This is a genomic window from Halomonas sp. HNIBRBA4712, from assembly GCF_043558675.1.
Classification (GTDB): domain Bacteria; phylum Pseudomonadota; class Gammaproteobacteria; order Pseudomonadales; family Halomonadaceae; genus Vreelandella.
In genome coordinates, this window is record NZ_JBIFXR010000003.1 from 322,672 (window position 1) to 345,263 (window position 22,592).

Below are 22,592 nucleotides of genomic sequence, written 5' to 3' on the forward strand. Positions count from 1 at the left end.
GGTGTTTCTGGGTACGGATCAATAGAGCCGTTCGAAACGCTTACGCTCACGCTGAAGCTTCTTGGCGTGACGTTTTACCGCAGCAGCGGCCTTGCGCTTGCGCTCGGCAGTCGGCTTCTCGTAATGCTCGCGACGACGTACTTCAGAGAGAACGCCGGCTTTTTCGCAAGAACGCTTGAAGCGACGCAGGGCGACGTCAAACGGCTCGTTATCACGTACTTTTACAGAAGGCATTAAGCACTCACCTACCTTAAGGAGTCTTGAGTTCGGATAGTGCGCACACCGCTTAATACCACGTTGTCACAGACGCAAAACACGCCCATTCAGACGTTAAAGATACAGTGTACGACCCTTTTTACAGCGCCAAGTAGTCTAGTCGTGAAACCGCTACTTTGCAACCGGCTTGAGGCCGCAGCTCAACGCGGCCTGTTGCCCTGCCCGCCTTCGCTAGAGATTGTCGCGCAGATGGGAAAGCGAGGCGTCGATGCGCGAGGCGATCTGCTCTTCGTCCATGTCGAGAAGCTTTCCACCCCGCTTGGCGATGCGCCCGCCCACGGCGACCAGCGACACATCGGCGGGGGTAGCGGCGAACACGGTGAAGGCATAGGGCTCGGTGGGCAGCATGCCCAGATTGATCCGCTTGGTGTCGATCATGATCAGATCCGCCTGCTTGCCGGGCGTGAGCGTGCCGATCTCGTCGCCCATACCGATCGACTCCGCGCCCAGCCGCGTGGCCAGGGCCACCAGCCGCTCGCAGTCGACGCTGGTTTCGTCTTCGCTGGCGGCGATTTCGGTCAGCGCGGCGTGCTTCATTATCTCGAACATGTCGCCGCTGCCGGCCAGGGCGTTGCCGTCGATGCCTAGCCCCTGACGCTCGACGCGCTCGAAGTGGGAAAGCCGCGTGAGGCCGTAGGCGACCCGGTGCTCAGTGATCGGCGTCAGCGCCAGGCTCGCGCCCGCTTCGTTGAGTGCGTCCATGTGCTCTTCGCGGGCGTCGGTGGCGTGAACCACCTGCAGCTCGGGAATCAAAAAGTCGCCGTCGATCAGCGTCTGGAACATGCCATGGTGGTTCTCGCCGCTGACGTGCACGGCGATCGGCAGGTTCATCTCGCGGGCGGTATCGAACTCGCGGCGCTTCATGGCCATGGCGTCCTGGTTGTCGAGATTCTCCGGCAGCCGCCAGGCAAGCCCGAGCGAAAGCCTTCCGCGCTCGGCGTAGCGCTCCCAGTTCTCGTGAAGCTCGGTAAGACGCTCGAGATCGATCTGACCATCGGTGGTCTTGCTTTCGTTGCCGAACAGAAGCCGTGCACGCAGGGGTGAGGCGGCGAGCGCCTCGAGCGCGGCCTGGCTATGCTCCGGACCGCGGTTGTTATCGAAGAAGTCGTTGCTGGTGGTCACCCCGGCATTGACGTTCTCCATCGCCGCCAGGTACTCGCCAATCCAGGTATCCCCCGGGCGAAAGTGTTCGCCAAGCTCTTTGGTCACCGGAAAGAACAGGCTACCTTCGCGCTGACCGAACATGCCGCGCATCTGGGTCTGCCACATGTGGTTGTGGGTATCCACCATCCCCGGCATGACGATGCAGCCTTCGCCGTCGATCATTTCGCTGTCGCCAGTGTCCAGGCTTTCGCCTACCGCTTCGATGCGTCCGTCGACGACCCACACATCGGCTTTGGTAAGCGGCGCCTGGCCCGGCTCCATCGTCAGGACGGTAGCGTTCTTGATGCACCAGCGCCGCGGCGACTCGCTCTCGGTCTCCTCGTCGCTCTCCGTGCTCGTATCGCTGGCGTAGGCACCGGGGATGATCAGACTCGACCCGGCCAGAACGGACATTCCACTGAGAAGCTTGCGCCGAGTGATAGTCAACGAGTCCCGCATGACGACTTCCTTGTGTGAATGAATGACCTTACTAAACCTAGTCGAGCCCTCCCCGGCGTCAAACGGTAGGCGCGTTCGCTCTGGGGCGACGCGTGTGCAAGCGTGATAAAATCACTCTATATGCGTTCTGGACAGAGACCCTTATGCGAGTGCTTGGCATTGAAACCTCCTGCGATGAAACCGGCGTCGCGATCTTCGACACCCAAAAGCCAGCCGGTGAAGGGCTTTTAGCCGATGCGCTCTACAGCCAGGTGGCGATGCACGCCGAGTACGGCGGCGTGGTGCCGGAGCTCGCCTCGCGCGATCATACGCGCAAGCTCTTACCGCTGATCGACCAGGTGCTGGCAGACGCCTGCCTTGAAAAGCGCGAGCTCGACGGCATCGCCTACACCGCGGGGCCAGGGCTTGTGGGCGCGCTGATGGTGGGCGCGAGCACCGCCCACGGCATGGCACGGGCATTGGATATACCGGTGCTGGGCGTGCACCACATGGAGGGCCACCTGCTGGCGCCGATGCTCGAGGAGAGCGCCCCGGCCTTTCCCTTCGTTGCGCTGCTGGTTTCCGGCGGGCACACCCAGCTGGTGGAGGTCGCCGGGCTCGGGCGCTACCGGCTACTCGGCGAATCCGTCGACGACGCCGCAGGCGAAGCCTTCGACAAGGCGGCCAAGATGCTGGGCCTGGCCTACCCCGGCGGCCCCCAGGTGGCGAAGCTCGCCGAGCGGGGCGACTCGGCGCGCTTTCGCTTTCCCCGGCCGATGACCGACCGCCCCGGTCTCGACTTCAGCTTCTCCGGGCTCAAGACCCACACCCTGACCGCGATCAAGAAGCTCGAGGCCGACGGCGCGCTCGACGACCAGGCGCGTGCCGACGTGGCCCGAGCGTTCGAGGAAGCGGTGGTGGATACCATGGTGATCAAGTGCCGCCGCGCGTTGGATGAGACCGGGCTCAAGCGGCTGGTGATGGCCGGCGGGGTCAGCGCCAATACGCGCCTGCGCGAGCGGTTGGCAATCGAAACCGAAAAGCGCGGCGCCAGAACCTTCTACCCGCGCGCGCGCTTTTGCACCGACAACGGCGCGATGATCGCCTACGTCGGCGCGCTGCGCCTGGCCGCCGGTGAGCGCGGGCACACTGGCCTGATGCAGGCCACGCCGCGCTGGCCGCTCAACGAGCTTGCCGCGCCGGATGCCTAGCGGCGGCGGCGCAGGTCGGGCTCCTCGCCGGAGCGCAGGCGGCGGATATTGAACGCGTGGCGCACAAACACCACCAGCGTGAAAGCGGCGACCACGAAGGTGTAGTCCGGCGCCAGCCAAAGTGTGAGAAGCGGCGCGGCCAGCGCACTGAGTAGAGAGGCCGCCGCCGCGGTGTGAAGCCGCCAGGCGAGCAGCGCCCAGCACGCTGCGCACACAAGTGCCACCCAGGGCACCAGCACCAGCAGCGTGCCGAAGGCGCAGGCCACCGCCTTGCCGCCGCGAAAGCGGTGCCAGAGCGGGTAGCTGTGGCCCAGCAGCACCGCAAGCCCCACCGCGCCCTGCACCCACACCGGCTGCCCCTGGGCCTTGACCAGCCCGAGCACCAGCGCCGCCTTGGCAGCGTCGAGCGTAAGCGTAGCGGCGGCAAGCCTGGGCCCGTAAAGGCGCAGCACGTTGGAGACACCGGGGTTTTTCGAGCCGCGCTGGCGCGGGTCGGCCACGCCCGCCAGCCGGCAGACGAGAATCGCCCCGAGCCAGCCGGCGCCGACGTAGCCCAGCAGCATCCAGCCAAGCGCCGGCCACAGGGGCGTACTCATCCCGTCCATGTATCGTTCGTTGGGCTGCTCACGTACACTAGGTCCTGATTGTGAGGGATAAAGCGTATGGATCGTATTTTAATTGAAGGCCTGGCGATTGAAACCGTTATCGGCGTTTACGACTGGGAGCGCACCATTACCCAGTCGCTGCGCCTGGATTTGACCCTTGCCACCGACATCCGCCCGGCCGCCGCAACCGACGACCTGCACCTGACGCTCGACTACGCCGCGATCTGCCAGCGTATCCAGCAGTTCGCCGACGAGCATCAGTTCGCGCTGATCGAAACCTTCGCCGAGCGGCTTTGCGAATGCCTGCGCCACGAGTTTCCGATCAGCTGGCTGCGTCTGGCGGTGCGTAAACCTGCCGCCGTGCCCGCGGCGCAAAGCGTGGGTCTCGAAATCACCCGCGGCGAGCTTCCCGCCACCCTCGAAAGCGATACGCCGTGAGCCTGGTCTGTCTCGGGCTTGGCAGCAGCGCCGCCCCCGAGGTCTATCTGGGCCCCTGCTTCGACGCTCTCGAGCGCACCTTCGGCGCGGTCAGACTCTCGCGCATCTTCGAGAGCGAGCCGGTCGGCTGCCCGGGTGCGGCCAACTTCTTCAACGCGGTCGCCGCGTTCGAAAGCGACTGGAGTGCCTTGGCGCTAAACGCCTGGACCAAACGCCAGGAGGCGGCGCAGAACCCGCCGGGGCCCCGGCGCCGCCACGCTCCCAAGGCGCTGGATATCGATCTACTGAGCGTGGGCGATACGTGTCTGGCGCTCGACGAGCTGACGCTTCCGCGCGCGGATATCACCCGCTACGCCTTCGTGCTCACCCCACTCGCCGAGCTTTTGCCGAACCAGCCCCACCCGCGCTGCGGCACGCCCTACGCGAAGCTTCTCGCGCGCGCCGACTTTCGCGACCAGCGCCTCTGGCCGGTGCCCTTCACCTGGTGCGGCGTGCGGCGATCGCCCTGATACGTTTCCCTTTTCTTTTCACCCCTCACTATTCACGCGCTCTTACAATCCCAGCGCCTCGCTAACGGCGTCCCGGCGCCGCTGGCGAAGCGCCCGACCAAGCTCGCCGCCGCGAAGCCCTTCGGCCATCAGCGCCTGGGGGCTGACCGCCCGGGCGCCTTGAAACGCCGCCGCGAGCGCGCTTTCACGCTCGGGGTCAAGCATCGCCACCAGCGCGAGCTGCGCGGTGACCTGCTCGGGCTTGCGAAAGGCGTCGAGGCGCTCGAGCCAGTCAAACACGGCATCCGCCGTGTCGGGTTCGCGCAAAAGCGCCCGGGTCAGCGCCACGTGACGACACAGCGCCGCCACGGCGTTGGGCAAACGCAGTCGGCTAATGAGCGCCTCGCGCTCCGGCTCCTCCAGGGCGCTTGCCAGCAGCGCCATGCGCCAGTGGGCGAGCACACCAGCCGCCTGCGGAGCGTTTTGCAAAAGCGCGAGGGCCTGGTCCAGATGCTGGCCGAGCCCCGGCCACCAGTACGCAAGCGCACCGCACTCTTCAAGTGCCTGAAAGTACGCCTGTGGGGTTGGCTCCTTCAGCGCCTTTTCGGTTTCGACCCACACCCGCTCGGCGGCCAGATGTTCGAGTTCGCCGCTTTCGACGACCTGGCGCGCGAGCGCTTTGGTCTGCTCGGCGATGCGAAAACCAAGGCGGGCATAGCGGGCCAAAAAGCGGGCGGTACGTAAAACCCGCAGCGGATCCTCGGCAAAGGCCGGGGAAACGTGGCGCAGATAGCGCCGCGCGAGATCGCCCTGGCCGTCGAAGGGGTCGACCAGCGAGCCATCCGGGCGCTGGGCGATGGCGTTGATGGTCAAATCTCGGCGCAAGAGATCCTCCTCGAGGGTCACGTTGGGGCTTGCGTGCACCTCGAACCCGCCGTAGCCGCGCCCGGCCTTGCGCTCGGTACGCGCCAGGGCGTACTCCTCGAAGGTTTCCGGGTGCAGAAACACCGGAAAATCCTTGCCCACCGGCTTGAAGCCGCGCCGGGTCATCTCTTCCGGCGTGGCGCCGACTACCACCCAGTCGTTGTCATACACCGGCCACGCCAGCAGCGTATCGCGCACCGCGCCGCCTACCCGGTACACTTCGAGCCCGTCGAGCGCGTCGTTTCCGGCCATGTCAGGTGCCCTCCTGGCGGCTTGGCACTGAGGTGCGCTCGCCGGTGGCGAGGTTCATCGCCGTCAGCCGACCGCCCCAGACGCAGCCGGTATCCAGCGCCTGCACGTCGATGCGCGCTTTCGGCGTCTTGCCTTCGAGGGCCGCCCAGTGGCCGAAAATCAAGCGGGTGTCGTCACCGCGCGGAAACTGGAACCAGGGGTAAAACCCGGCCGGGGCGCTATCGAGCCCCTCTTTCGCGTCGAAGTCGAGGGTTTCATCGGCGCTGATGAAGCGCATCCGGCAGAAGACGTTGACCAGCGCGCGCAGCCGGTCCATGCCCTCGAGCGACTCGGTAAAGCGCGCAGGCTTATTGCCATAAAGCGCCTCGAGAAATGCCCCGGCGGACTCGCTTTCAAGCATCGCCTGCACCTCGGCGCTGTAGCCAAGCGCAGCCTCGACGCTCCAGCTCGGCAGTACTCCGGCGTGGCTCATCAGGGTGCGCTCATCGAATACCGCCAGCGGCTGGGCCTGCAGCCAGTCGAGCAGCGCCTCGCGCTCCGGCGCGTTCAGAATGCCGTCGAGGGTGTCGCGCTTTTTCAGCCGACCGCCGCCGCGCGCCGCGACCAGCAGGTGAAAATCGTGGTTGCCCAGCACGCAGCGCGCCGCACTTCCAAGGCGTTTGGCCTCGCGCAGGCACGCAAGCGACCCCGGACCGCGGTTGATCAGATCGCCCACCAGCCACAGCGTATCGCGGGCCGGATCGAAAGCGAGCTTCTCCAGCAGGGCAACGAACTCCGCGTGGCAGCCGTGCAGATCGCCAATGGCATAGATACTCATGAAACCCCGTTAGTCGTGAAATACCGCGCACCGTCACGCCAGGACTCGTGCAAAGCCGCTGGGTGGGCGAGCGGATGTCAAAGCGTTGAATGAAACGCCCGCCGCACGCGTCGCCCTGGCGCTACTATAGTTTTCATAGTCAGGTAGAACCCTCCCTGCGCGAACGGGCGACGACGATGAATGAACCTCACTCAAGGCCCACCGGGCCGACGTTTGATGCGAATGCACCACTGCAATTGCCAGCCCGCCCCGGCCGACGGGCGCTGTTGAAAACGTTTTCGCTTGGCGCAGGCGGCGCGCTTTTGCCAGGAGCGCCCGTCGTATGGGCCGCGCTCGAGCCGTCGAGTGCCCCTCGGTTCAAAAACGGCTGGCTTTTGAGCCCTGCCGACCTTGCGGGTGAAAAGCGCTAATGTATCAGCCCTTCGAAGCGCTTGACGAGCGCGAGACTTTCGACACTTGTGTGATCGGCGCGGGAGCGGCGGGCATCACCCTGGCGATGACGCTCGCCCAGCAGGGCCACCGGGTGCTTCTGTGCGAAGGCGGCGAGGCCTCTTTCAGCGAGCGCTCTCAGGCGCTCTACCGCGGCGACACCCTGGGCGATACGTACCTCGATCTGGCCAGTATCCGGCTGCGCTACCTGGGCGGGTCGACCAATCACTGGGGCGGGGTGTGTCGCCCGCTCGATAGCCACGACTTCACCGCCAGGGCCGCCGCGCCGCAAACCCGCTGGCCAATTCGCCGGGCGGACCTGGAGCCCTACTACGCCGCCGCGGCGGCGCTATTGGATCTGGAGACGATTGCGCCGGATACGCCGATTCCCGGCGCCGGGCTCGACCGGGTGCGCTTTTCCCTCGGCCACCCGACCCGCATGAAGGACAAGTTCGCCGCCACGCTCAACGGGCTCGATACCCTCACCTACTGCCTGACCGCCAATCTGGTGGGGCTCACAGTGGGCGACGGCCGGGTCGAGGCGGCTATCCTCAAGGACTTCGAAGGTCGGCGCAAGACGATCCGCGCTCGCGCCTTCGTACTCGCCTGCGGCGGTATCGAAAACTCGCGGCTGCTGCTCTGGTGCAACGAGCAAAGCGGCGGCCGGCTGGTAACGGATACCACCGCACTCGGGCGCTACTGGATGGAGCATCCCCACGCCACGATCGGCCAGGCGCTAATTTTCGAATCCGCCCGCTTCGGGCTCGACGTCGACTACAACGTTTACCTCTCGCCCACCCCTGCGGCGATGCGCGAGCGCGGCATTCTCAACTGCGGGCTGCGCCTGCACCGCATGGCGCCGGAGGCCACCCGCGAGCTTTCCCAGGCACTTGCTGCCGAGGCGCCGGGGCTCGAAGCAACCCTTGTCCAAAGCGTGGGCACCGCCCACGGCGTCTACCTGCGCGCCGCCTGGGAGCAGGAGCCGCGTTTCGACAACGCGGTGGAACTCATGGAAGAGCGCGACGCGCTGGGCGTGCCGCGAAGTCGGCTGGTGTGGCAGCAGTCGGCGCTGGATCGCCACACCATCCGCGAAAGCCTGATGCTGCTGGCCGAGTATCTGCTAAAGGAGAATATCGGCCGGGTGCAGTTTGCCGACTGGCTGGTAAATGAGCCGGTGATGCTTCCGGTCGACGGCGAAATCGCCGGGCGCCACCACATGGGCGGCACGCGCATGAGCGACGACGCCCGCCTCGGCGTGGTCGATCGCAACTGCCGGCTGTTCGATCAAGCGAACATGTTCGTCGCCGGCTCCAGCGTGTTCGCCAGCGCCGGCCACGCCAACCCGACATTGACCATCGTACAGCTCGCCCTGCGCCTTGGCATTCATCTGGATGAGGCGCTGACGCAAGGCCGCGTCTGATTCACACGCTCAGTGGAGCTGGCGGGGGGCGGCGAGGCGAAACGGCGCGATGGGCGCGTCGAAGGCGCGCTGGGTGTAGGTATCGAGCAGCGTGTAGGCGCCTTCCATCACCCCGACCGGGGTCTGCAGAATCGCCCGGCTGGTGTAGCGAAAGCGTTGGCCGGGGCCGATCAGGGGCTGCTGGCCGACCACGCCCTTGCCGCGCACTTCCTGGGCGTCGCCGCTGCCCTGGGTGATCTTCCAGTAGCGCGCCATCAGCTGCACGCTGTGCGGGCTCTGGTTGTGCACCGTCACGGTATAGCTGAACACAAAGCGCGATTCGCTCACGCTCGACTCCTCCAGGCAGTACTCGGGCACCACGCTCACTTCGATATCAAGCCCACTCACGGCTCACCCCGCTCGGCGTCGTCGCGCGCCACCTGATTGGCGATCATGACGTACTCGGCCACGCTCAACGTCTGCGGGCGCCGACCCGGGTCAATGCCAAGCGCCTCGAGGGTCTCGACGCTGACCCGGCCCTTCAGGTTGTTGCGCAGCGTCTTGCGCCGCTGGCCGAAGGCGAGCTTGACCAGCTCGAACAGCAGCGCGGGATCCTCCGCCGGATGAGGCGGCGCCTCGAACGGCGTGAGCCGCACGATTGCCGAGTCGACCTTGGGCCTGGGCACGAAGGCCTCCGGCGGTACGATGAAGAGCTGCTCGACCTGGCAGTAGTACTGCGCCATCACCGACAGCCGCCCCCAGTCGGTGCCGCCGGGCTCGGCGGCAAGGCGCTCGACTACCTCCTTTTGCAGCATGAAGTGCATGTCCTTCACCGCCGCGCCCATGCCGAGAAGATGCACGATCAAGGGCGTGGAGATGTTGTAGGGCAGATTACCTACCACGCGCAGCGCCGGGCCGTCGCCCTTGAGGGCGTGAAAGTCGAACTTCAGCGCGTCGCCCTCGTGGATCACGAACTCCGGGTAGTTGAAAAACTGCACCTTGAGCCCGGGAATCAGGTCACGGTCGAGCTCGACCACTTCGAGCGCGCCGTTGGCCTCCAGTAGCGGCTCGGTCAGCGCCCCCTGGCCCGGGCCGATCTCGATCAGCCGGTCGCCCTTCGCCGGGCCGATCGCGCGCACGATGCGCGAAATGGTGCCGGGGTCGCGAAGAAAGTTCTGGCCAAAGCGTTTTCGGGCGCGGTGTTGAAGAGGCGCTTGAGACATCGAAGCAAGGTCCTTGAGTAGGAGAAAGCGTGTAACGGGGTTGAAGAAGGCTAAGCGGGGCGCGCACGGCGTTCGCTGAGCGTTCGCGCCAGGTCGATCGCGACCCGAAGGCTTTCCGGGCTTGCCACGCCCCGGCCCGCGAGGTCGAGCGCGGTGCCGTGGTCGACCGAGGTGCGCACCAGCGGCAGGCCCAGGGTGATGTTGGCCGCCTGGCCGAACCCGGCATACTTTAGCACCGACAGTCCCTGGTCGTGATACATCGCCAGCACCGCGTCGACCCCGTCGAGGTGCTTCGGCGTGAAGAGCGTATCCGCCGGGTACGGGCCGCGAATGTCGAGCCCAAGGCCGCGCAGGTGCGCGATCGCAGGCGCGATGATCTCGATCTCTTCATGCCCCAAGTGGCCCTCTTCACCGGCGTGAGGGTTGAGCCCGCACACCGCGATGCGCGGCGCACTGATGCCGAACTGGCGGGTCAGATCCTCGGCGAGAAGCGTCGTGATGCGGGTCAGGCGCTCGAAGGTGATGGCATCGGCCACTTCGCGAAGCGGCAGATGCGTGGTGGCAAGCGCCACGCGCAGGTCAGCGCTGCCGGTCCACTCGCTGCGCTGGGCGTGAAGGGCGCGGTCGGTGGCGAGCATCATCACCACCTCGTCGACCCCGCAGGCGTCGCGCAGCCACTCGGTGTGGCCGGTGAAGCCGGTAAAGCCGCCGTCGATGATCACGCCCTTGTTGAGCGGCGCGGTGACGATACCGCCGGCCTTGCCCTCGCGGCAGGCGCGCACACCGATCTCGAGCGTTTCGATCACGTAGGCGGCGTTGGCCGGGTCACACACGCCGGGGGTGCAGGGCGCGCGAAGCCACACCGGCCAAACGCCGAGCTGCGGCCTGGCGGCGTTTGTATCGAGCTGATCGAAGCCGTTGACCTCGACGATATCGACCTCGAGCCCCAGCTGCTCGGCGCGCTCGGCGAGCAGTTTCGGGTCACCCACGGCCAGCGTTCCCGGCGCCAGGCGTTTCTGCGCGGCCAGCATCAGCGTAAGCTCCGGGCCGATGCCCGCCGGCTCGCCGGTAGTGACCAGCAGCGGCAAGGGAGCGCTTGGCAACATTACAGGCGGATGTCCACGAAGGCCTGTTCGCGGATTTCGCGCTGCCAGTTCTGCAGCTCTTCGTTGGCGCGGCGCTGGAAGATCGCCTGGCGTACCTGGTCGCGGCGGCTCTCATTCGTCACGTCCTGGCGGCGGCTATCGAGCACCTCGATGATGTGATAGCCGAACTGCGAGCGCACCGGCGCGGAGATCTGGCCCGGGCTCAGCGCGCTCATCGCCTCCTCGAAAGCCGGCACGGTCTGGCCCGGGCGCACCCAGCCAAGATCACCGCCGTTCAGGGCGCTGCCGCGGTCGTCGCTGAACTCGCGCGCCACGGCGGCGAAGTCCTCGCCCTGCTGCAGGCGCGAGCGCACCTGCTCGGCGCGAGCGCGAGCCTGGTCATCGTTACGGGTCGGGTTCAGCTCGACGAGAATGTGGCGGGCGCGGCGCTCCTCGATGAAGGATTGATTCTGCTGGCCGCCCTGCTGTTCGAGAAAGCGCTCGACTTCGCGCTCGCTGACGTTGACACGCTGCTGCACCTGACGCTGCTGCACCTGGCGCATGAGCATTTCGCGGCGCACCTCTTCGCGCACGGAGGCCAGAGTCAGGCCGTCGGCTTCGAGGGCGTCGGCGAAGGCGTCCATGCTCATGCCGTTGGACTCGGCGATGCTTCGAAGCTGGCGGTTGAGTTCGGTGTCGTCGACGCTCAGATTCGCCTGGCGGGCCATCTGCAGCTGGATTTCGTCGAGCACCATGCGCTCGAGCACCTGCTCCTGGAGCTGGCGCTGCGGCGGCAGGTTACCGCCCTGGGCCTGGGCCTGCTGCTCGACCTGGCTGACCCGATCGTCGAGCTCGCTTTTCATGATCACGCCGTCGTTGACCACCGCCACGACGCTATCGAGCGCCTGACGCTGGCTGTTGCCAAAGCCGCTTTGAAAGCCGTTCTGAGCGTTCTGGGCCAGCGCCGCGGCGCTGCCGAGCATTGCGCCCGCGCCGAGGCAGAGCGCCAGCGCGGTGACCGTCGAGAGCCGTTTGAATCGGGTTACCCGACGCGCCTGGGTCAGGTCTTGTTGAGTCGTCATACACACATCTCTTCGCTGTTGAATGAAGTCACCGCGCCGTGCAAGGCAAACATGGCGGCACGCTCTCTACAAGGGAGACGGGGTGAAGCCCGGCACCGCCCGGTCGAAATAGGTGTTCGCGCCCTGGCCCACGCCGCCGAGCCCGCGGAATACGAAGCGCAAGAACAGCCCGCGGTCGCTGAAGTCGTCGCCGACCCGTGCGGTATCGTTGTCGTCGATCCACTCGCGCCAGACCACCTGTACGCCGTAGCAGCAGTCGTTCCACTGTACGCCAGCGAGCTGCTCAAGCGCCCGGTCGTTGGTCTGGTCATACAGGTAGCGCCCGATCAAATCGATCTGCGGTGCGGCGCGGTAGCCGACCGATAAATCCCACTCCTCGCGGCTGTAGTCGCGAAAGGCGTCGTCGCCCGGCACCACGCCCGGATCGAAGCCTTCGATCTCCCAACGGTAGCCAAGGTTCACCGCGTGTCCTTCCGGATGGCGATAGCGCAAGTCGACGGAGGAGCGCTCGGTTTGCTGGCGCTGATCGTCGTAGAGCCATTCGTAGCCGGTGCTGAAACGATCGTTGATCTGCCAATCAAGGCGCGTGACCACCGGCGAACGATCCCGCGTGGCCTGGTAGCGGCTTTCGGGATTGACGAAGGGGTTCTCCTCGGGCCGCGCGGGCAGCGTATCCGCATCGCCGTCCTGGTCGATGCGGCGCTCGGCGAAGTAGGCGCTCTGCCCTACGCCGAAGGTGAGCCGGTCGCGGCCGCCATCGTCCTCGATCAGGCGCGACTGCACCCCGTAGGAGAGGCGGTTGAGATCGCCCACCCGGTCGGCGCCGGAGAAGCGCAGCGGCGACCAGAGCTGATCCCAGGAGAACGCCCGCTCGCGGCTGTCGAACTCGGGCAGCTCCGACTGGTCGGTGCGCGGAACGAACGCGTAGTTGAGACGAGGCTCGAGGGTCTGGCGGTAGCCGTCACCGCCAAAGGCCAGGTCGCGCTCGAAAATCAGCCCGCCGTCGATCGAGGTGACGGCGACGTTGCGCGTCGGTGAGGTATCGCGGTCGGTGGCGCGGGCGCCGTAATCGAGCTGGTAGCTGGTGCTCCAGAGCTCGGTGCGCGGCTCGAGATAGCCCCAGGGCTCCTCGAAGCGCCAGCCCACCGCCGGCGTCAGGTGAAGGCGCGAGCCGTTGGCGGCTTCGCGCTCGGGCACCAGGTTCTCGTTCACGTCGCGCCAGAAGTAGGTGGCATTGGAGCGCCACTGGCCGTAAAAGCCGTTACCAAACGGCTGGGTCGTGGTGTTGGCGGTCAGACTCGGCAGCCGGTAGAAGGGTTTGTCGCTATCAGAAAGCGGGTCCTCCAGGCGCTGAAAGCCCTGGGCGCGGGCGTCGAGCTGCCAGAGATCGCCGCGGTAGTCGACTTGCGCCAGCCGCTCCATGCCGACCCGGTCGCTTCGGCCGAACTCGGCGCCGAAGTCGTCGAAGTAGCGCCCGTCGCTGGCCGCGCCGTAGCGCAGGGCGTAGTTGCTGCGCGGGTCGATTCGGCCCCGGTGCTGGGCGTCGATATACCAGCGCTCTTCGCCTTCGAAGCGGTTGTCGCCGGTGCGCCGGCCGCCGTCGTCGGCCAGGTAGCCGCCTTCGACCATGCCTCGGCTTTGACGGGTCAGGTAGCGGTACTCGCCGTTGAGCAAGAGGCCGCGGTCGGTCATGAAGCGCGGGGTGATGGTGGCGTCCTGGTTGGGCGCGATGTTCCAGTAGTAGGGCTGGGCGTAGTCGAGCCCGTTGCTCGAAAAGCCGAGCGTCGGCCACAGAAAGCCGCTCTGGCGGCGGTCGTCGAGGGGAAAGCGCACCCAGGGCCAGTAGAAGACCGGCACGTCCTTGACCTCGAGGCGGGCGTTGCGCGCGGTGCCGAAACCCGCCGCCTGATCGAGGCGGATGTCGCTACTGACGATCTGCCAGGTATTTTCACCCGGGTCGCAGGTAGTGAAGCTAGCGCTGTGCAGCCGGTACTGGTTCTCGCCGGTCTGCTCGAGCTGGCGCGCCTGGCCGCGCAGGTGCGGCTCGTAAAGCACGTAGTGGCTGTCATCAACGGTGGCGCGATCTTCCCCAAGCCATAGCGTGGCGCGCTCGCCGCGCACCAGCGCTTCGCCGTTTCGCAGCGCAAGCGGCCCGGCCGCCTGAACCTGCTCGCGATCCGCCGGTAAAAAGACCTGATTGGCCTGTAGCTCGCTGTCGGCGCGGCGCAGCACCACATCGCCGCGCAGCAGCGCCTCACCGTCCTGAGCGTAGTCGGCTTCGCTGGTTTCCACCGAGAGCGTTTCCGGGTTCTGCTCGGCGGGCAGGCGGTAGCCCGGCATCACGTAGCGCCCGCGGCACAGCTGGCTTGCAGCCTCTTCCGGCCGGTAGGGCTGCCAATCGAGCGCGTCACCGGGCAGAGGCTCGCTCTGCGCCGCCGCCGACGTCGCCGCGAGCGTCACCATGCCCACCAGCGTGTGTCCCGCCAGCGCCGTCCCCGTCAATCGCTTGCCCATGTTCGTTATCCTTGGCATCCAGAATCGGTATTATACAGCTCGCCAGACGGCCGACCAGCAAGGAGCCTCAATGTCCATTTCCAGGACCCGCGCCCTCACCCAGTGGGTGGCCGACACGACCGGCCTAGAACCGGACGCCTTTACCCTCGCCCCGGCCGGGGGCGATGCAAGCTTTCGCCGCTATTTTCGCCTCACCCTGCCAGGCGGCGACACCCAAATTGTCATGGACGCCCCGCCCGAGCAAGAGGACTCCACGAGCTTCGTCGCCATCGGCCGGCGCTGGCGCGCCGCCGGGCTGGCGGTGCCCGCCATCCATCACGCGGATCTGGACGCCGGTTTTCTGCTGCTCGAGGACCTGGGCGATACGCCGCTGCAGGCGCTGTTTCAAAGTAGCGAGCACGCCCGCGCACAAACCCGCCAGGCGCTGGCGCTGGCCGCCTCGCTGCAAAACGCCGCCGATCCCTCGCCGCTGCCCCGCTATGACGCGCCGCTTTTGAACCGCGAGCTTGCGCTCTTTCCCGAGTGGTGCCTCGAGCGCTACCTGGGCCTTGAAACGCCGGCGAGCTTTGCGCCGCTGTGTCGGGATCTGGTCGAGCGGGCGCTTTCCCAGCCGGCGGTCAGTGTACATCGCGATTTCGACGCCATGAACCTCATGCCCCACGCGGGCACGCTCTACATGATCGATTTCCAGGACGCGGTCGCCGGCCCCATCACTTATGATCCGATTTCGATACTGTGCGGGCGCTACTGGCGCTTCGACCCGGCGACGTTCGACGCCCTGGCAGGCGAATTCCACGCCCAGGCACGCCGCGACGGGCGCCTGAGCGCCGAGGTGAGTGAGGCGAGCTTCATCACCCAGTGCCGCGCCATGGCCGCCCAGCGCTCGCTCAAGGTGCTCGGTATCTTCTGCCGCCTAACCTTTCGCGATGAAAAAACCGGCTACCTCGAGCGCCTGCCGCACTTTCTCGACCACCTGGACGACAGCCTGGCGGCGCTTCCCGAGCACGCCGAGTTCGCCCGCTGGTGTCGGCAGACGCTGCGCCCGGCCATCGTCGCCAAGCGCGAGGCAAGCTCATGAAGGCGATGATTCTGGCCGCCGGGCTCGGCACGCGCATGCGCCCGCTGACCGACACCTGCCCCAAGCCGCTTTTGCCGGTTGCCGGCAAGGCGCTGATCGAGCACCACCTGGAGCGCCTCTACCGGGCCGGCGTTCGCGAGGTGGTGATCAACGTAAGCTACCGTGCCAAGCAGATCATGGCAGCACTCGGCGACGGCGCGCGCTTCGGACTTTCGCTCATCTACAGCGTGGAAGAGACGCCGCTGGAGACCGGCGGCGGTATCTTCAAGGCGCTACCGCTTCTTGGCCCGGCGCCCTTTCTGCTGGTCAACGGCGATGTTTGGTGCGAGCGCCTGCCACTTGAAGCGCCGGGTACGGGTACGCTTGCGCATCTGGTGCTGGTGGATAACCCGCCCCAGCACCCCCAGGGCGACTTCTCCCTTCATGAGGGGCGCGCCGGGCTCGATGCTCCGGCGCTTACCTACGCCGGCGTAAGCGTGATCGACCCGGCGCTTTTCAAAGGCTGCTCGCCCGGCGCCTTCGCCCTGGCGCCGCTTTTGAAGGCGGCGATCATTCGCGGCCAGGTCAGCGCCGAGCACTTTCGCGGCCACTGGGTCGATGTCGGCACCCCCGAGCGGCTCGCCGCCCTCGAGCGCCACTTGAACGACACGCCCTCATCCAAGAAGGCGGCGCCCGCAGAAGACGCCATGAGTCTGGCCGAGGATATCGCCCGCACCCCGCTGGTGGCCGTTTACGGCACGCTGAAAAAGGGGCTGGTCAACGCCCATCTGCTGGAGGGCGCCGAGTTCGTAGGCGCGGACACCAGCCGCCTGCTTACCCTTTATGACGTGGGCCCCTACCCCGGCGCCAAGCGCCGCGACTCGCGCGGAATCCTCATCGAGATCTACCGCGTGACCCATGAGCAGCTCGCCCGGCTGGACGTGCTCGAGGATTACCGACTCGAGGCGCCGCTTGAAGGCGAGTACCAGCGTGTCACGCTCGACACTCGCTTCGGCGAGGCCTGGGTGTATCTCTACAACCCGGATATCGCCACTTTCGTCTCGATCGACGAAGGCGGCTGGCCGTTAACACGCTAGCCTGCTTTCAAGGCGTGCGTGTTATGCTGCGCGCCACCGAGAATGAATTGAACCACTCAAAGAGGAGAGCCGCGTGAAAGCACGGGTGAAGTGGACAGACGGGCGCCAGTTCGTGGCGGAGTCGGGCAGCGGCCATAGCGTGGTGATCGACGGGCCGCCGGATCACGGCGGGCGCAACACCGGGCCGCGCCCGATGGAAATGCTGTTGATGGGCATGGGCAGCTGCACGGCATTTGATGTGCTCAACATTCTCGACAAGGCGCGGGCCGATGTCACCGACTGCGTGGCCGAGATCGACGCCGAGCGCGCCGACGAAGTGCCGGCAATCTTCACCAAAATCCACGTGCACTTCGTGGTCACCGGGCGAAACCTCAAGGAAAAACAGGTGCAGCGCGCCGTCGAGCTCTCCGCCGACAAGTACTGCAGCGCCTCGATCATGCTGGTGAAAGGCGGCGTCGAGATCAGCCACTCCTTCGAGATCAAGGAGACCGGCACGCAATAAAAACCGCGCGGCGGTATGCAAGCCAAAGGCCGGGCGGGCATAATACGCCCGCCCGGCCTTTCGGGCTGCATGTCTGTCAAACCATGAACTTGGAAGCATGCATTTAGAACCATGTACGGATCAGGTTCCGACGCTGGCTCGTCGGGGTGTTTTCACTGCTATCAGGGGGCGCGGAATTGTCTGATAATCTCCGACTCCACGGGTTTAACAACCTCACCAGCTCGTTAAGCTTCAATATTTACGATATCTGCTACGCCAAGACCGAAGAGCAGCGCAGCGCCTATATCGACTATATCGATGAGCTTTATAACGCCGAGCGTCTTACCCAGATTCTCAAGGATGTGACCAATATCATCGGCGCGCACGTGCTCAACATTGCGCGTCAGGATTACGAGCCCCACGGCGCGAGCGTGACCATCCTGATCGCCGAGCACGAGCTCGACGAGCCGGTAGCCCAGACCACACCCGGCCCCGGCCCCTTGCCGGAAACCGTGGTCGCGCACCTGGACAAGAGCCACGTCACGGTGCACAGCTACCCGGAATCCCACCCGGACAACGGCATCAGCACGTTTCGCCTCGACATCGACGTGTCGACCTGCGGTCACATCAGCCCACTCAAGGCGCTGAACTACCTGATCCACAGCTTCGATTCCGACATCGTCACCATGGACTACCGGGTGCGCGGTTTTACTCGGGACGTGAACGGCAAGAAGCTCTTCATCGACCACGAGATCGCCTCGATCCAGGACTATCTCGCCGAGGATACCAAGCAGGCGTATCAGATGATGGATGTGAACGTGTATCAGGACAACATGTTCCACACCAAGATGCTGCTCAAGGATTTCGAACTCGACAACTACCTGTTCGGCACCTCGCGGCGCGACATCACCTTCGAAGAGGCGCGCGACATCGAAAGCCGCCTGCGCAAGGAAATGCTGGAGATCTTCTACTCGCGTAATCTCGATTGATCATCAAACGATCGAACACAAAAAAGCCGACGCATAGACGTCGGCTTTTTTTATGGCTGTCCCGTAAATCTACTGTGGGAGGCCGCTTCAGCGGGCGAATGGCGCCGTCAGGCGCCTTGGCCAAGCCACCAGTCGCGAGCTGAAGCTCCCTCCCACAAGTGTTAGCCCTGTTTAACGGACTACAGCCAAGCACTTACGGCGGCTTCTCTTATGGGCTAGTAAATCTTCTCCTCGCCTTCCGGGCGCGTCTTGAAGCGTCGGTGCAGCCACAGGTACTGCTCCGGGTGCTTACGGATCGCCCGCTCGATGAACTGGTTCACCCGGGTGGCGTCCTCGACTTCATCCTTGCTCGGGAAGTTCTCGAAGGCGGGCAGGCACTCGATGGTGTAGGTGCGGTTGTCCGGGTTGCGGTGGAACATTAGCGGCACCACCGGTGCGCCGGTCATGCGCGCGATCTTCGAGGTCAAGCGGATGGTCGCCGCCTGCTGACCGAACAGCGGCGCGAACACGCTGACGTCGCGGCCGAAGTCCTGGTCCGGCGAGTACCAGACGATGTGCCCCGCCTTGATCCGGCGCACCACACCGCGCAAATCGTGGCGGTCGATCGCCTGGCCGAAGATGCGCGAGCGCGCTCGGGTCATGAAGCGCTCGAACAGCGGATTGTTGTGTGGGCGGTAAACAACGTCCGCGGGAAAGAACAGCGAGTGCAGCGCCCCGCCAAGATCCAGCGTCGAAAAGTGAATACCCACCACCAGCACGCCCTTACCCTGGGCTTTGGCGCGGGCCAAGTGCTCCTCGCCGTTGTAGGCCACCCGGTGGCGAAAGCCCTCGGCGCGCCGGCACCAGGCGGTGGCGGTTTCGACCAGCCCGATGCCGTTGGCGATGAACGTCTCTTTCACCAGCTGGCGCTGAGCCTCGACGCTTTTTTCGGGAAAACAGAGCGCGATATTGGTCGCGGTGATACGCCGCCGGCGTTTGGTCAGCGACCAGGCGAGCAGCCCGATGAGTCGGCCGATACCGAGTTTCAGCCGCCAGGGCAGCCAGGCCACAAGATACATCGCGCCGATGGCAAGCCAGGTCGGCCAGTAGCGCGGGTGAACGAACGAACGGGGAAAGGGTTTCTTCGACATTCCGATACCGTTGATTAGGCGCCGCTGTAAAGGCGCGGCACGCGGGGCAGTACCCCGGTCAAAAGGGTATAGCTGATGGCGTCGCAGTAGCGCGCCACCTCGTCGACGCCAAGGTGTGCGCCGCTTTCGCTCTGGCCCCAGAGCGTCACCTCGCTGCCGATGGCTGCACTTGTCACGTCGGTCACGTCCACCGTAAGCATGTCCATCGACACCCGCCCGACCAGCGGGCAGCGCTGGCCGTTGACCAGCACGGGCGTGCCGTCGACGGCGTGGCGGTCGACGCCGTCGCCGTAGCCCGCCGCCACCACGGCAATCCTCGAGTGCCGGGCCGCGCGCCAGCGCCCGCCGTAGCCCACCGGCTCGCCGGCGGCGATCTCGCGCAGCGCGATGATTTCCGAGCGCAGGCTCATCACCGGGCGTAGCTCGCGGGTGATGGCGTTGTCGACTTCGAGCGGGTTGCTGCCATAGAGCATCACCCCGGGCCGGTTCCAGGCGCCGTGGGCGGCGGGGTAAGCGAGCGTGGCCGGCGAGTTGGCCAGACACAGCGGCGCATCGAGCGTCTCGCCAAGCGCTGTAATGCGGGCAAGCTGGCGCTCGAAATAGCCGCTGTCACCGGCGTCGGCGGTGGCGAAGTGGCTCATCAGGTGAAGCTCGCCTACGCCGGGCGCAGTTTTGAGCCTTTGCCAGATGGCCGCCACGCGCTCGGGCGCGAAGCCCAGCCGGTGCATGCCGGAGTCGACCTTGAGCCAGACCGGAATCGGCGTTTGCGGCCTGAACGCCTCGAGCGCCTCGACCTGCCACTCGCTGTGAACGCTTACCCAGAAGCCCCGGGCGTCGACGAGCGCAAGCTCATCGGCGTCGAAAAAACCCTCGAGCAGCACGATGGGCGCGGTGATGCCGCCTTCGCGCAGAACGAGCGCCTCCTCGATACACGCCACCGCCAGCGCGGGTGCCAAGGGCTCCAGCGCTTTCGCGCAGGCGAGCGCGCCGTGGCCGTAAGCGTTGGCCTTGATCACCGCCACCGACTGGCTACGGGGGGCGCAGGCAGTGGCCACGCGGTAGTTGTGACGCAGCGCGTCGAGATCGATATGGGCCGCAAGCGGACGCATGGTGGTTCTCACTTACCCGGCGCTTTCGGGAACGCGGGCGTCATTCGGATATAAAAAAGCCCAACGTCGTGGGCCGGGTTACGTACTTGAATGTCGACGCACCGGGCGTGCCCGGTGCGTCGCGGCTTGCCTTGGGCAAGTCTCGCTGAGCCAGCGGCTTAGCTCTCGAAAATGGCGTCGAGAGAGAGGCCCTGCTTTTCCAGCGCGCGGCGAAGCTTCTTTAGCGCTTCGACCTGGATCTGGCGAACCCGCTCGCGGGTCAGGCCGATTTCAGCGCCGACTTCCTCGAGGGTCGCCGACTCGTGGCCGCGAAGGCCAAAGCGACGAACCACGACTTCGCGCTGCTTTTCGCTGAGCTCGTCGAGCCAGTGATCCACGTGCTCGCGCACGTCACCGTCGACCAGCAGCGATTCCGGGCCGGAGACGTCGTCGTCGGCCAGGGTATCGATCAAGGGCTTGTCGCTTTCGCCGCCCATGGGGTAGTCCACCGACGACACGCGCTCGTTGAGCCCCAGCATTTTCTTGACCGTCTCCACCGGCTTGTCGAGATGTTCGGCGATCTCTTCGGCGGTGGCCTCGTGGTCGAGTTTTTGCGTCAGCTCGCGGGCGGCGCGCAGGTAGATGTTGAGTTCCTTGACCACGTGAATCGGCAGACGAATGGTCCGGGTCTGGTTCATCAGCGCCCGTTCGATCGTCTGGCGAATCCACCAGGTGGCGTAGGTCGAAAAGCGAAAGCCGCGCTCGGGGTCGAATTTCTCGACCGCGCGAATCAGGCCCAGGTTACCCTCTTCGATCAGATCGAGCAGGGTCAAACCGCGGTTGAGATAGCGTCTGGCGATCTTCACCACCAGGCGCAGGTTGGATTCGATCATTCGCGAGCGACCCATCGGGTCACCCTTGCGCGCCAGACGGCCGTAGTAGACCTCCTCCTCGGGCGTCAGCAGCGGCGAAAAACCGATCTCGTTGAGATAGATTTGCGTAGCGTCCAAACTCTGGGTCGACTGTCGATCTTCGCGCCCCAGTGCTTTTTCGAAGGCATCCTCTTCCTCGTTTGCGCTGTCGTCGGCGTCGTCTAGCGCCTCTTCCACCGTATCAAGGTCAACCTCCTGCAGATCCTTCTCCAGCATACTCATGGTCTTACCCCCGTTGTCTTGCCTAACCGCCATGTAAAAAAGTGTAGGTGGTCGTACTGTGTGTACGCGCTCACCGTTATTGTTATATGACGCCCTTATCAAGCTATCGGGACCCCAGGGCGCTCTGCGCTCTGGCCAAGCCGTCTAACGAGCGTACGTTAGCGCGATGGTAAAAAGTCCAAGGGGTTTTCGGGCTGGCCGTCACGGCGCACCTCGAAATGCAGTTTGACGCTGTCGCTGTCGCTATCGCCCATCGTGGCAATGACTTCTCCCGCTTCGACCACGTCGTTTTCGCTGACGCGCAAACTGTCGTTGTGCGCGTAGGCGCTAAGGAACTGGTCGTTGTGTTTGAGTAGAATGAGATTGCCGTAGCCTCGCACACCGCTGCCGGCGTAAACCACGATGCCCGGCCCCGCGGCTCTTACAGGTTGCCCCTTTTGTCCGCTGATATCAATGCCGGCGGTGATGGTACCGCCTTCACCGAAGGCACCGGTTACCTGGCCATCCGTCGGCCAGCGCCAGTTGATGGTCTCGGCCGGCGTGAAGGTGCGATCGGAGCGATCCGGCTGTGCCGGTGGCTGCTGCGCCGTGGCGGTGGGTTCCGGTTCCGGCTCTGACTGTGGTTCGGGTTCGGGTGCAGGCTCGGGCTCCGGTTCCGGCGTCACGGTCTGGGCGGGCTCCTCGACGGCCGGCGTGGGCTCTGGCGCCTGGGCGGTGTCGCCGCTTTGCGCGTCGTCCTGGCGCTCGCTGCGCTCGGCGCTGATGCGCTGGTTGCGCTCGATGGCGCTTTCGTCCGGCAGCAGCCAGTCCATCTGCTGATCGCCGCTCTGGTTGGCGGCCACGCTCTGCGCCCCCTGATTGCCCGTACCCGCCTGCGAGGCACCAAGGCCCGTACCCGCCTGCGAGGCACCAAGGCCCGTAGCGACCGCCCCGCTTGGGCGCGGCTGGCCTTGCGGGTTCGCGCTGGCCTGGTTTGAGCCGGCATTCGAGGTGCTACTCGCGCCTTCACGCAGCGTAATGGTCTGGCCCGGCTGGATCTGATAGGGCGGCGCGATATTGTTCATCGCCGCCAGCTCCCGGTAGTCCAGACCGTGTTGCCAGGCGATCCCGTAGAGCGTATCCCCCGGTGAAACGGTGTATTGAGGCGAGCTTTCCACCGCGCGGCGCGCTTCGCTCAAATCCCGGACCTGGGGAGAGTGTGACGGCTGGTTCGCGCAGCCGCTGATGGCCAGCGCCATCAAGGAAAATGTAAAAACCTTACGCATGCAAACC

The 22,592-nt window shown here is 65.5% G+C and carries 21 protein-coding genes and 2 pseudogenes; 9 read left to right on the forward strand and 14 right to left on the reverse strand.

Features of this window, described 5'->3' with window-relative positions; translation table 11 throughout:
* Positions 1 to 18: 18 nt before the first annotated feature.
* Both rpsU and ACGK9R_RS08705 read right to left on the reverse strand, forming a co-directional pair.
* Complete coding sequence (gene rpsU, locus ACGK9R_RS08700; protein ID WP_016416934.1) at positions 19 to 234, reverse strand: 30S ribosomal protein S21; 216 nt, start codon at positions 232 to 234, stop codon at positions 19 to 21.
* Between the two features lie 213 nt (positions 235 to 447).
* Entirely contained in the window at positions 448 to 1,878 is a 1,431-nt protein-coding gene (locus tag ACGK9R_RS08705) for an amidohydrolase family protein (protein WP_394580278.1), read from the reverse strand.
* Positions 1,879 to 2,021: 143 nt separating this feature from the next.
* On the opposite strand from ACGK9R_RS08705, the gene tsaD reads away from it, so the two are divergent.
* Positions 2,022 to 3,068, forward strand: a complete 1,047-nt coding sequence (gene tsaD / locus ACGK9R_RS08710) for a tRNA (adenosine(37)-N6)-threonylcarbamoyltransferase complex transferase subunit TsaD (protein WP_394580279.1) — start codon at positions 2,022 to 2,024, stop codon at positions 3,066 to 3,068.
* Here tsaD and plsY read toward each other — a convergent pair.
* The gene (gene plsY / locus ACGK9R_RS08715; RefSeq protein ID WP_394580281.1) at positions 3,065 to 3,664 is read right to left on the reverse strand and encodes a glycerol-3-phosphate 1-O-acyltransferase PlsY; all 600 of its coding nucleotides are present in this window, start codon (positions 3,662 to 3,664) and stop codon (positions 3,065 to 3,067) included. The two genes, tsaD and plsY, sit on opposite strands and share 4 nt — an antisense overlap.
* 66 nt (positions 3,665 to 3,730) lie before the next feature.
* Here plsY and folB point away from each other — a divergent pair, with 66 nt between their 5' ends.
* Both folB and folK read left to right on the forward strand, forming a co-directional pair.
* Positions 3,731 to 4,111 carry a dihydroneopterin aldolase gene (folB, locus tag ACGK9R_RS08720; protein WP_394580283.1) on the forward strand — a complete coding sequence of 127 codons (381 nt, stop codon included), beginning with the start codon at positions 3,731 to 3,733 and terminating at the stop codon, positions 4,109 to 4,111.
* Positions 4,108 to 4,620, forward strand: coding sequence for a 2-amino-4-hydroxy-6-hydroxymethyldihydropteridine diphosphokinase (folK, locus tag ACGK9R_RS08725; protein WP_394580285.1), 513 nt, complete (start codon positions 4,108 to 4,110; stop codon positions 4,618 to 4,620). The genes folB and folK overlap by 4 nt, the downstream gene beginning before the upstream one ends.
* A gap of 42 nt (positions 4,621 to 4,662) precedes the next feature.
* Here folK and ACGK9R_RS08730 read toward each other — a convergent pair whose 3' ends face one another.
* Positions 4,663 to 5,775 (reverse strand): polynucleotide adenylyltransferase, encoded by a 1,113-nt coding sequence (locus tag ACGK9R_RS08730; protein WP_394580286.1) that lies wholly within the window; start codon positions 5,773 to 5,775, stop codon positions 4,663 to 4,665.
* Between the two features lies 1 nt (position 5,776).
* Entirely contained in the window at positions 5,777 to 6,592 is an 816-nt protein-coding gene (locus ACGK9R_RS08735; RefSeq protein WP_394580288.1) for a symmetrical bis(5'-nucleosyl)-tetraphosphatase, read from the reverse strand.
* A 409-nt stretch (positions 6,593 to 7,001) separates the two neighbouring features.
* Here ACGK9R_RS08735 and ACGK9R_RS08740 point away from each other — a divergent pair, with 409 nt between their 5' ends.
* Entirely contained in the window at positions 7,002 to 8,441 is a 1,440-nt protein-coding gene (locus ACGK9R_RS08740) for an FAD-dependent oxidoreductase (protein ID WP_394580290.1), read from the forward strand.
* Between the two features lie 9 nt (positions 8,442 to 8,450).
* Here the strand turns inward: ACGK9R_RS08740 and apaG are convergent, their stop codons facing one another.
* The 5 genes from apaG to ACGK9R_RS08765 form a co-directional block, all read right to left on the reverse strand.
* Positions 8,451 to 8,828 carry a Co2+/Mg2+ efflux protein ApaG gene (gene apaG / locus ACGK9R_RS08745; protein WP_394580292.1) on the reverse strand — a complete coding sequence of 126 codons (378 nt, stop codon included), beginning with the start codon at positions 8,826 to 8,828 and terminating at the stop codon, positions 8,451 to 8,453.
* The gene (gene rsmA, locus ACGK9R_RS08750) at positions 8,825 to 9,643 is read right to left on the reverse strand and encodes a 16S rRNA (adenine(1518)-N(6)/adenine(1519)-N(6))-dimethyltransferase RsmA (protein ID WP_394580294.1); all 819 of its coding nucleotides are present in this window, start codon (positions 9,641 to 9,643) and stop codon (positions 8,825 to 8,827) included. The genes apaG and rsmA overlap by 4 nt, the downstream gene beginning before the upstream one ends.
* Before the next feature lie 50 nt (positions 9,644 to 9,693).
* Positions 9,694 to 10,749, reverse strand: a complete 1,056-nt coding sequence (pdxA, locus tag ACGK9R_RS08755; RefSeq protein WP_394580296.1) for a 4-hydroxythreonine-4-phosphate dehydrogenase PdxA — start codon at positions 10,747 to 10,749, stop codon at positions 9,694 to 9,696.
* Positions 10,749 to 11,810: a peptidylprolyl isomerase gene (locus ACGK9R_RS08760; RefSeq protein WP_394580298.1), complete on the reverse strand. Its 1,062-nt coding sequence runs from the start codon at positions 11,808 to 11,810 to the stop codon at positions 10,749 to 10,751. The genes pdxA and ACGK9R_RS08760 overlap by 1 nt, the downstream gene beginning before the upstream one ends.
* A gap of 66 nt (positions 11,811 to 11,876) precedes the next feature.
* Entirely contained in the window at positions 11,877 to 14,324 is a 2,448-nt protein-coding gene (locus ACGK9R_RS08765; protein WP_394580300.1) for an LPS-assembly protein LptD, read from the reverse strand.
* Between the two features lie 70 nt (positions 14,325 to 14,394).
* On the opposite strand from ACGK9R_RS08765, the gene ACGK9R_RS08770 reads away from it, so the two are divergent.
* The 5 genes and pseudogenes from ACGK9R_RS08770 (at position 14,395) to speD (ending at position 17,948) form a co-directional block, all read left to right on the forward strand.
* Complete coding sequence (locus ACGK9R_RS08770) at positions 14,395 to 15,402, forward strand: aminoglycoside phosphotransferase family protein (RefSeq protein WP_394580302.1); 1,008 nt, start codon at positions 14,395 to 14,397, stop codon at positions 15,400 to 15,402.
* Positions 15,399 to 16,043: pseudogene (murU, locus tag ACGK9R_RS08775) on the forward strand (N-acetylmuramate alpha-1-phosphate uridylyltransferase MurU); the annotation flags it as partial. The gene ACGK9R_RS08770 and the pseudogene murU, both read left to right, overlap by 4 nt.
* Positions 16,044 to 16,136: 93 nt before the next feature.
* A pseudogene (locus ACGK9R_RS08780) lies at positions 16,137 to 16,478 on the forward strand (gamma-glutamylcyclotransferase); the annotation flags it as partial.
* Positions 16,479 to 16,551: 73 nt separating this feature from the next.
* Positions 16,552 to 16,980 carry an OsmC family protein gene (locus ACGK9R_RS08785; RefSeq protein ID WP_394580303.1) on the forward strand — a complete coding sequence of 143 codons (429 nt, stop codon included), beginning with the start codon at positions 16,552 to 16,554 and terminating at the stop codon, positions 16,978 to 16,980.
* Positions 16,981 to 17,156: 176 nt separating this feature from the next.
* Complete coding sequence (speD, locus tag ACGK9R_RS08790) at positions 17,157 to 17,948, forward strand: adenosylmethionine decarboxylase (protein WP_394580305.1); 792 nt, start codon at positions 17,157 to 17,159, stop codon at positions 17,946 to 17,948.
* A gap of 215 nt (positions 17,949 to 18,163) precedes the next feature.
* On the opposite strand, the gene lpxL is transcribed toward speD, so the two are convergent.
* The 4 genes from lpxL to ACGK9R_RS08810 all read right to left on the reverse strand — a co-directional run bounded on the left by lpxL (position 18,164) and on the right by ACGK9R_RS08810 (position 22,585).
* Complete coding sequence (gene lpxL / locus ACGK9R_RS08795; RefSeq protein WP_394580307.1) at positions 18,164 to 19,078, reverse strand: LpxL/LpxP family Kdo(2)-lipid IV(A) lauroyl/palmitoleoyl acyltransferase; 915 nt, start codon at positions 19,076 to 19,078, stop codon at positions 18,164 to 18,166.
* Positions 19,079 to 19,092: 14 nt separating this feature from the next.
* Positions 19,093 to 20,187 carry an alanine racemase gene (gene alr / locus ACGK9R_RS08800; protein ID WP_394580309.1) on the reverse strand — a complete coding sequence of 365 codons (1,095 nt, stop codon included), beginning with the start codon at positions 20,185 to 20,187 and terminating at the stop codon, positions 19,093 to 19,095.
* 158 nt (positions 20,188 to 20,345) lie between these two features.
* On the reverse strand, positions 20,346 to 21,320 hold the full coding sequence (rpoS, locus tag ACGK9R_RS08805; RefSeq protein ID WP_394580311.1) for an RNA polymerase sigma factor RpoS: 975 nt from the start codon (positions 21,318 to 21,320) through the stop codon (positions 20,346 to 20,348).
* A 158-nt stretch (positions 21,321 to 21,478) separates the two neighbouring features.
* Positions 21,479 to 22,585, reverse strand: coding sequence for a peptidoglycan DD-metalloendopeptidase family protein (locus ACGK9R_RS08810; RefSeq protein WP_394580313.1), 1,107 nt, complete (start codon positions 22,583 to 22,585; stop codon positions 21,479 to 21,481).
* Positions 22,586 to 22,592: the final 7 nt, after the last annotated feature.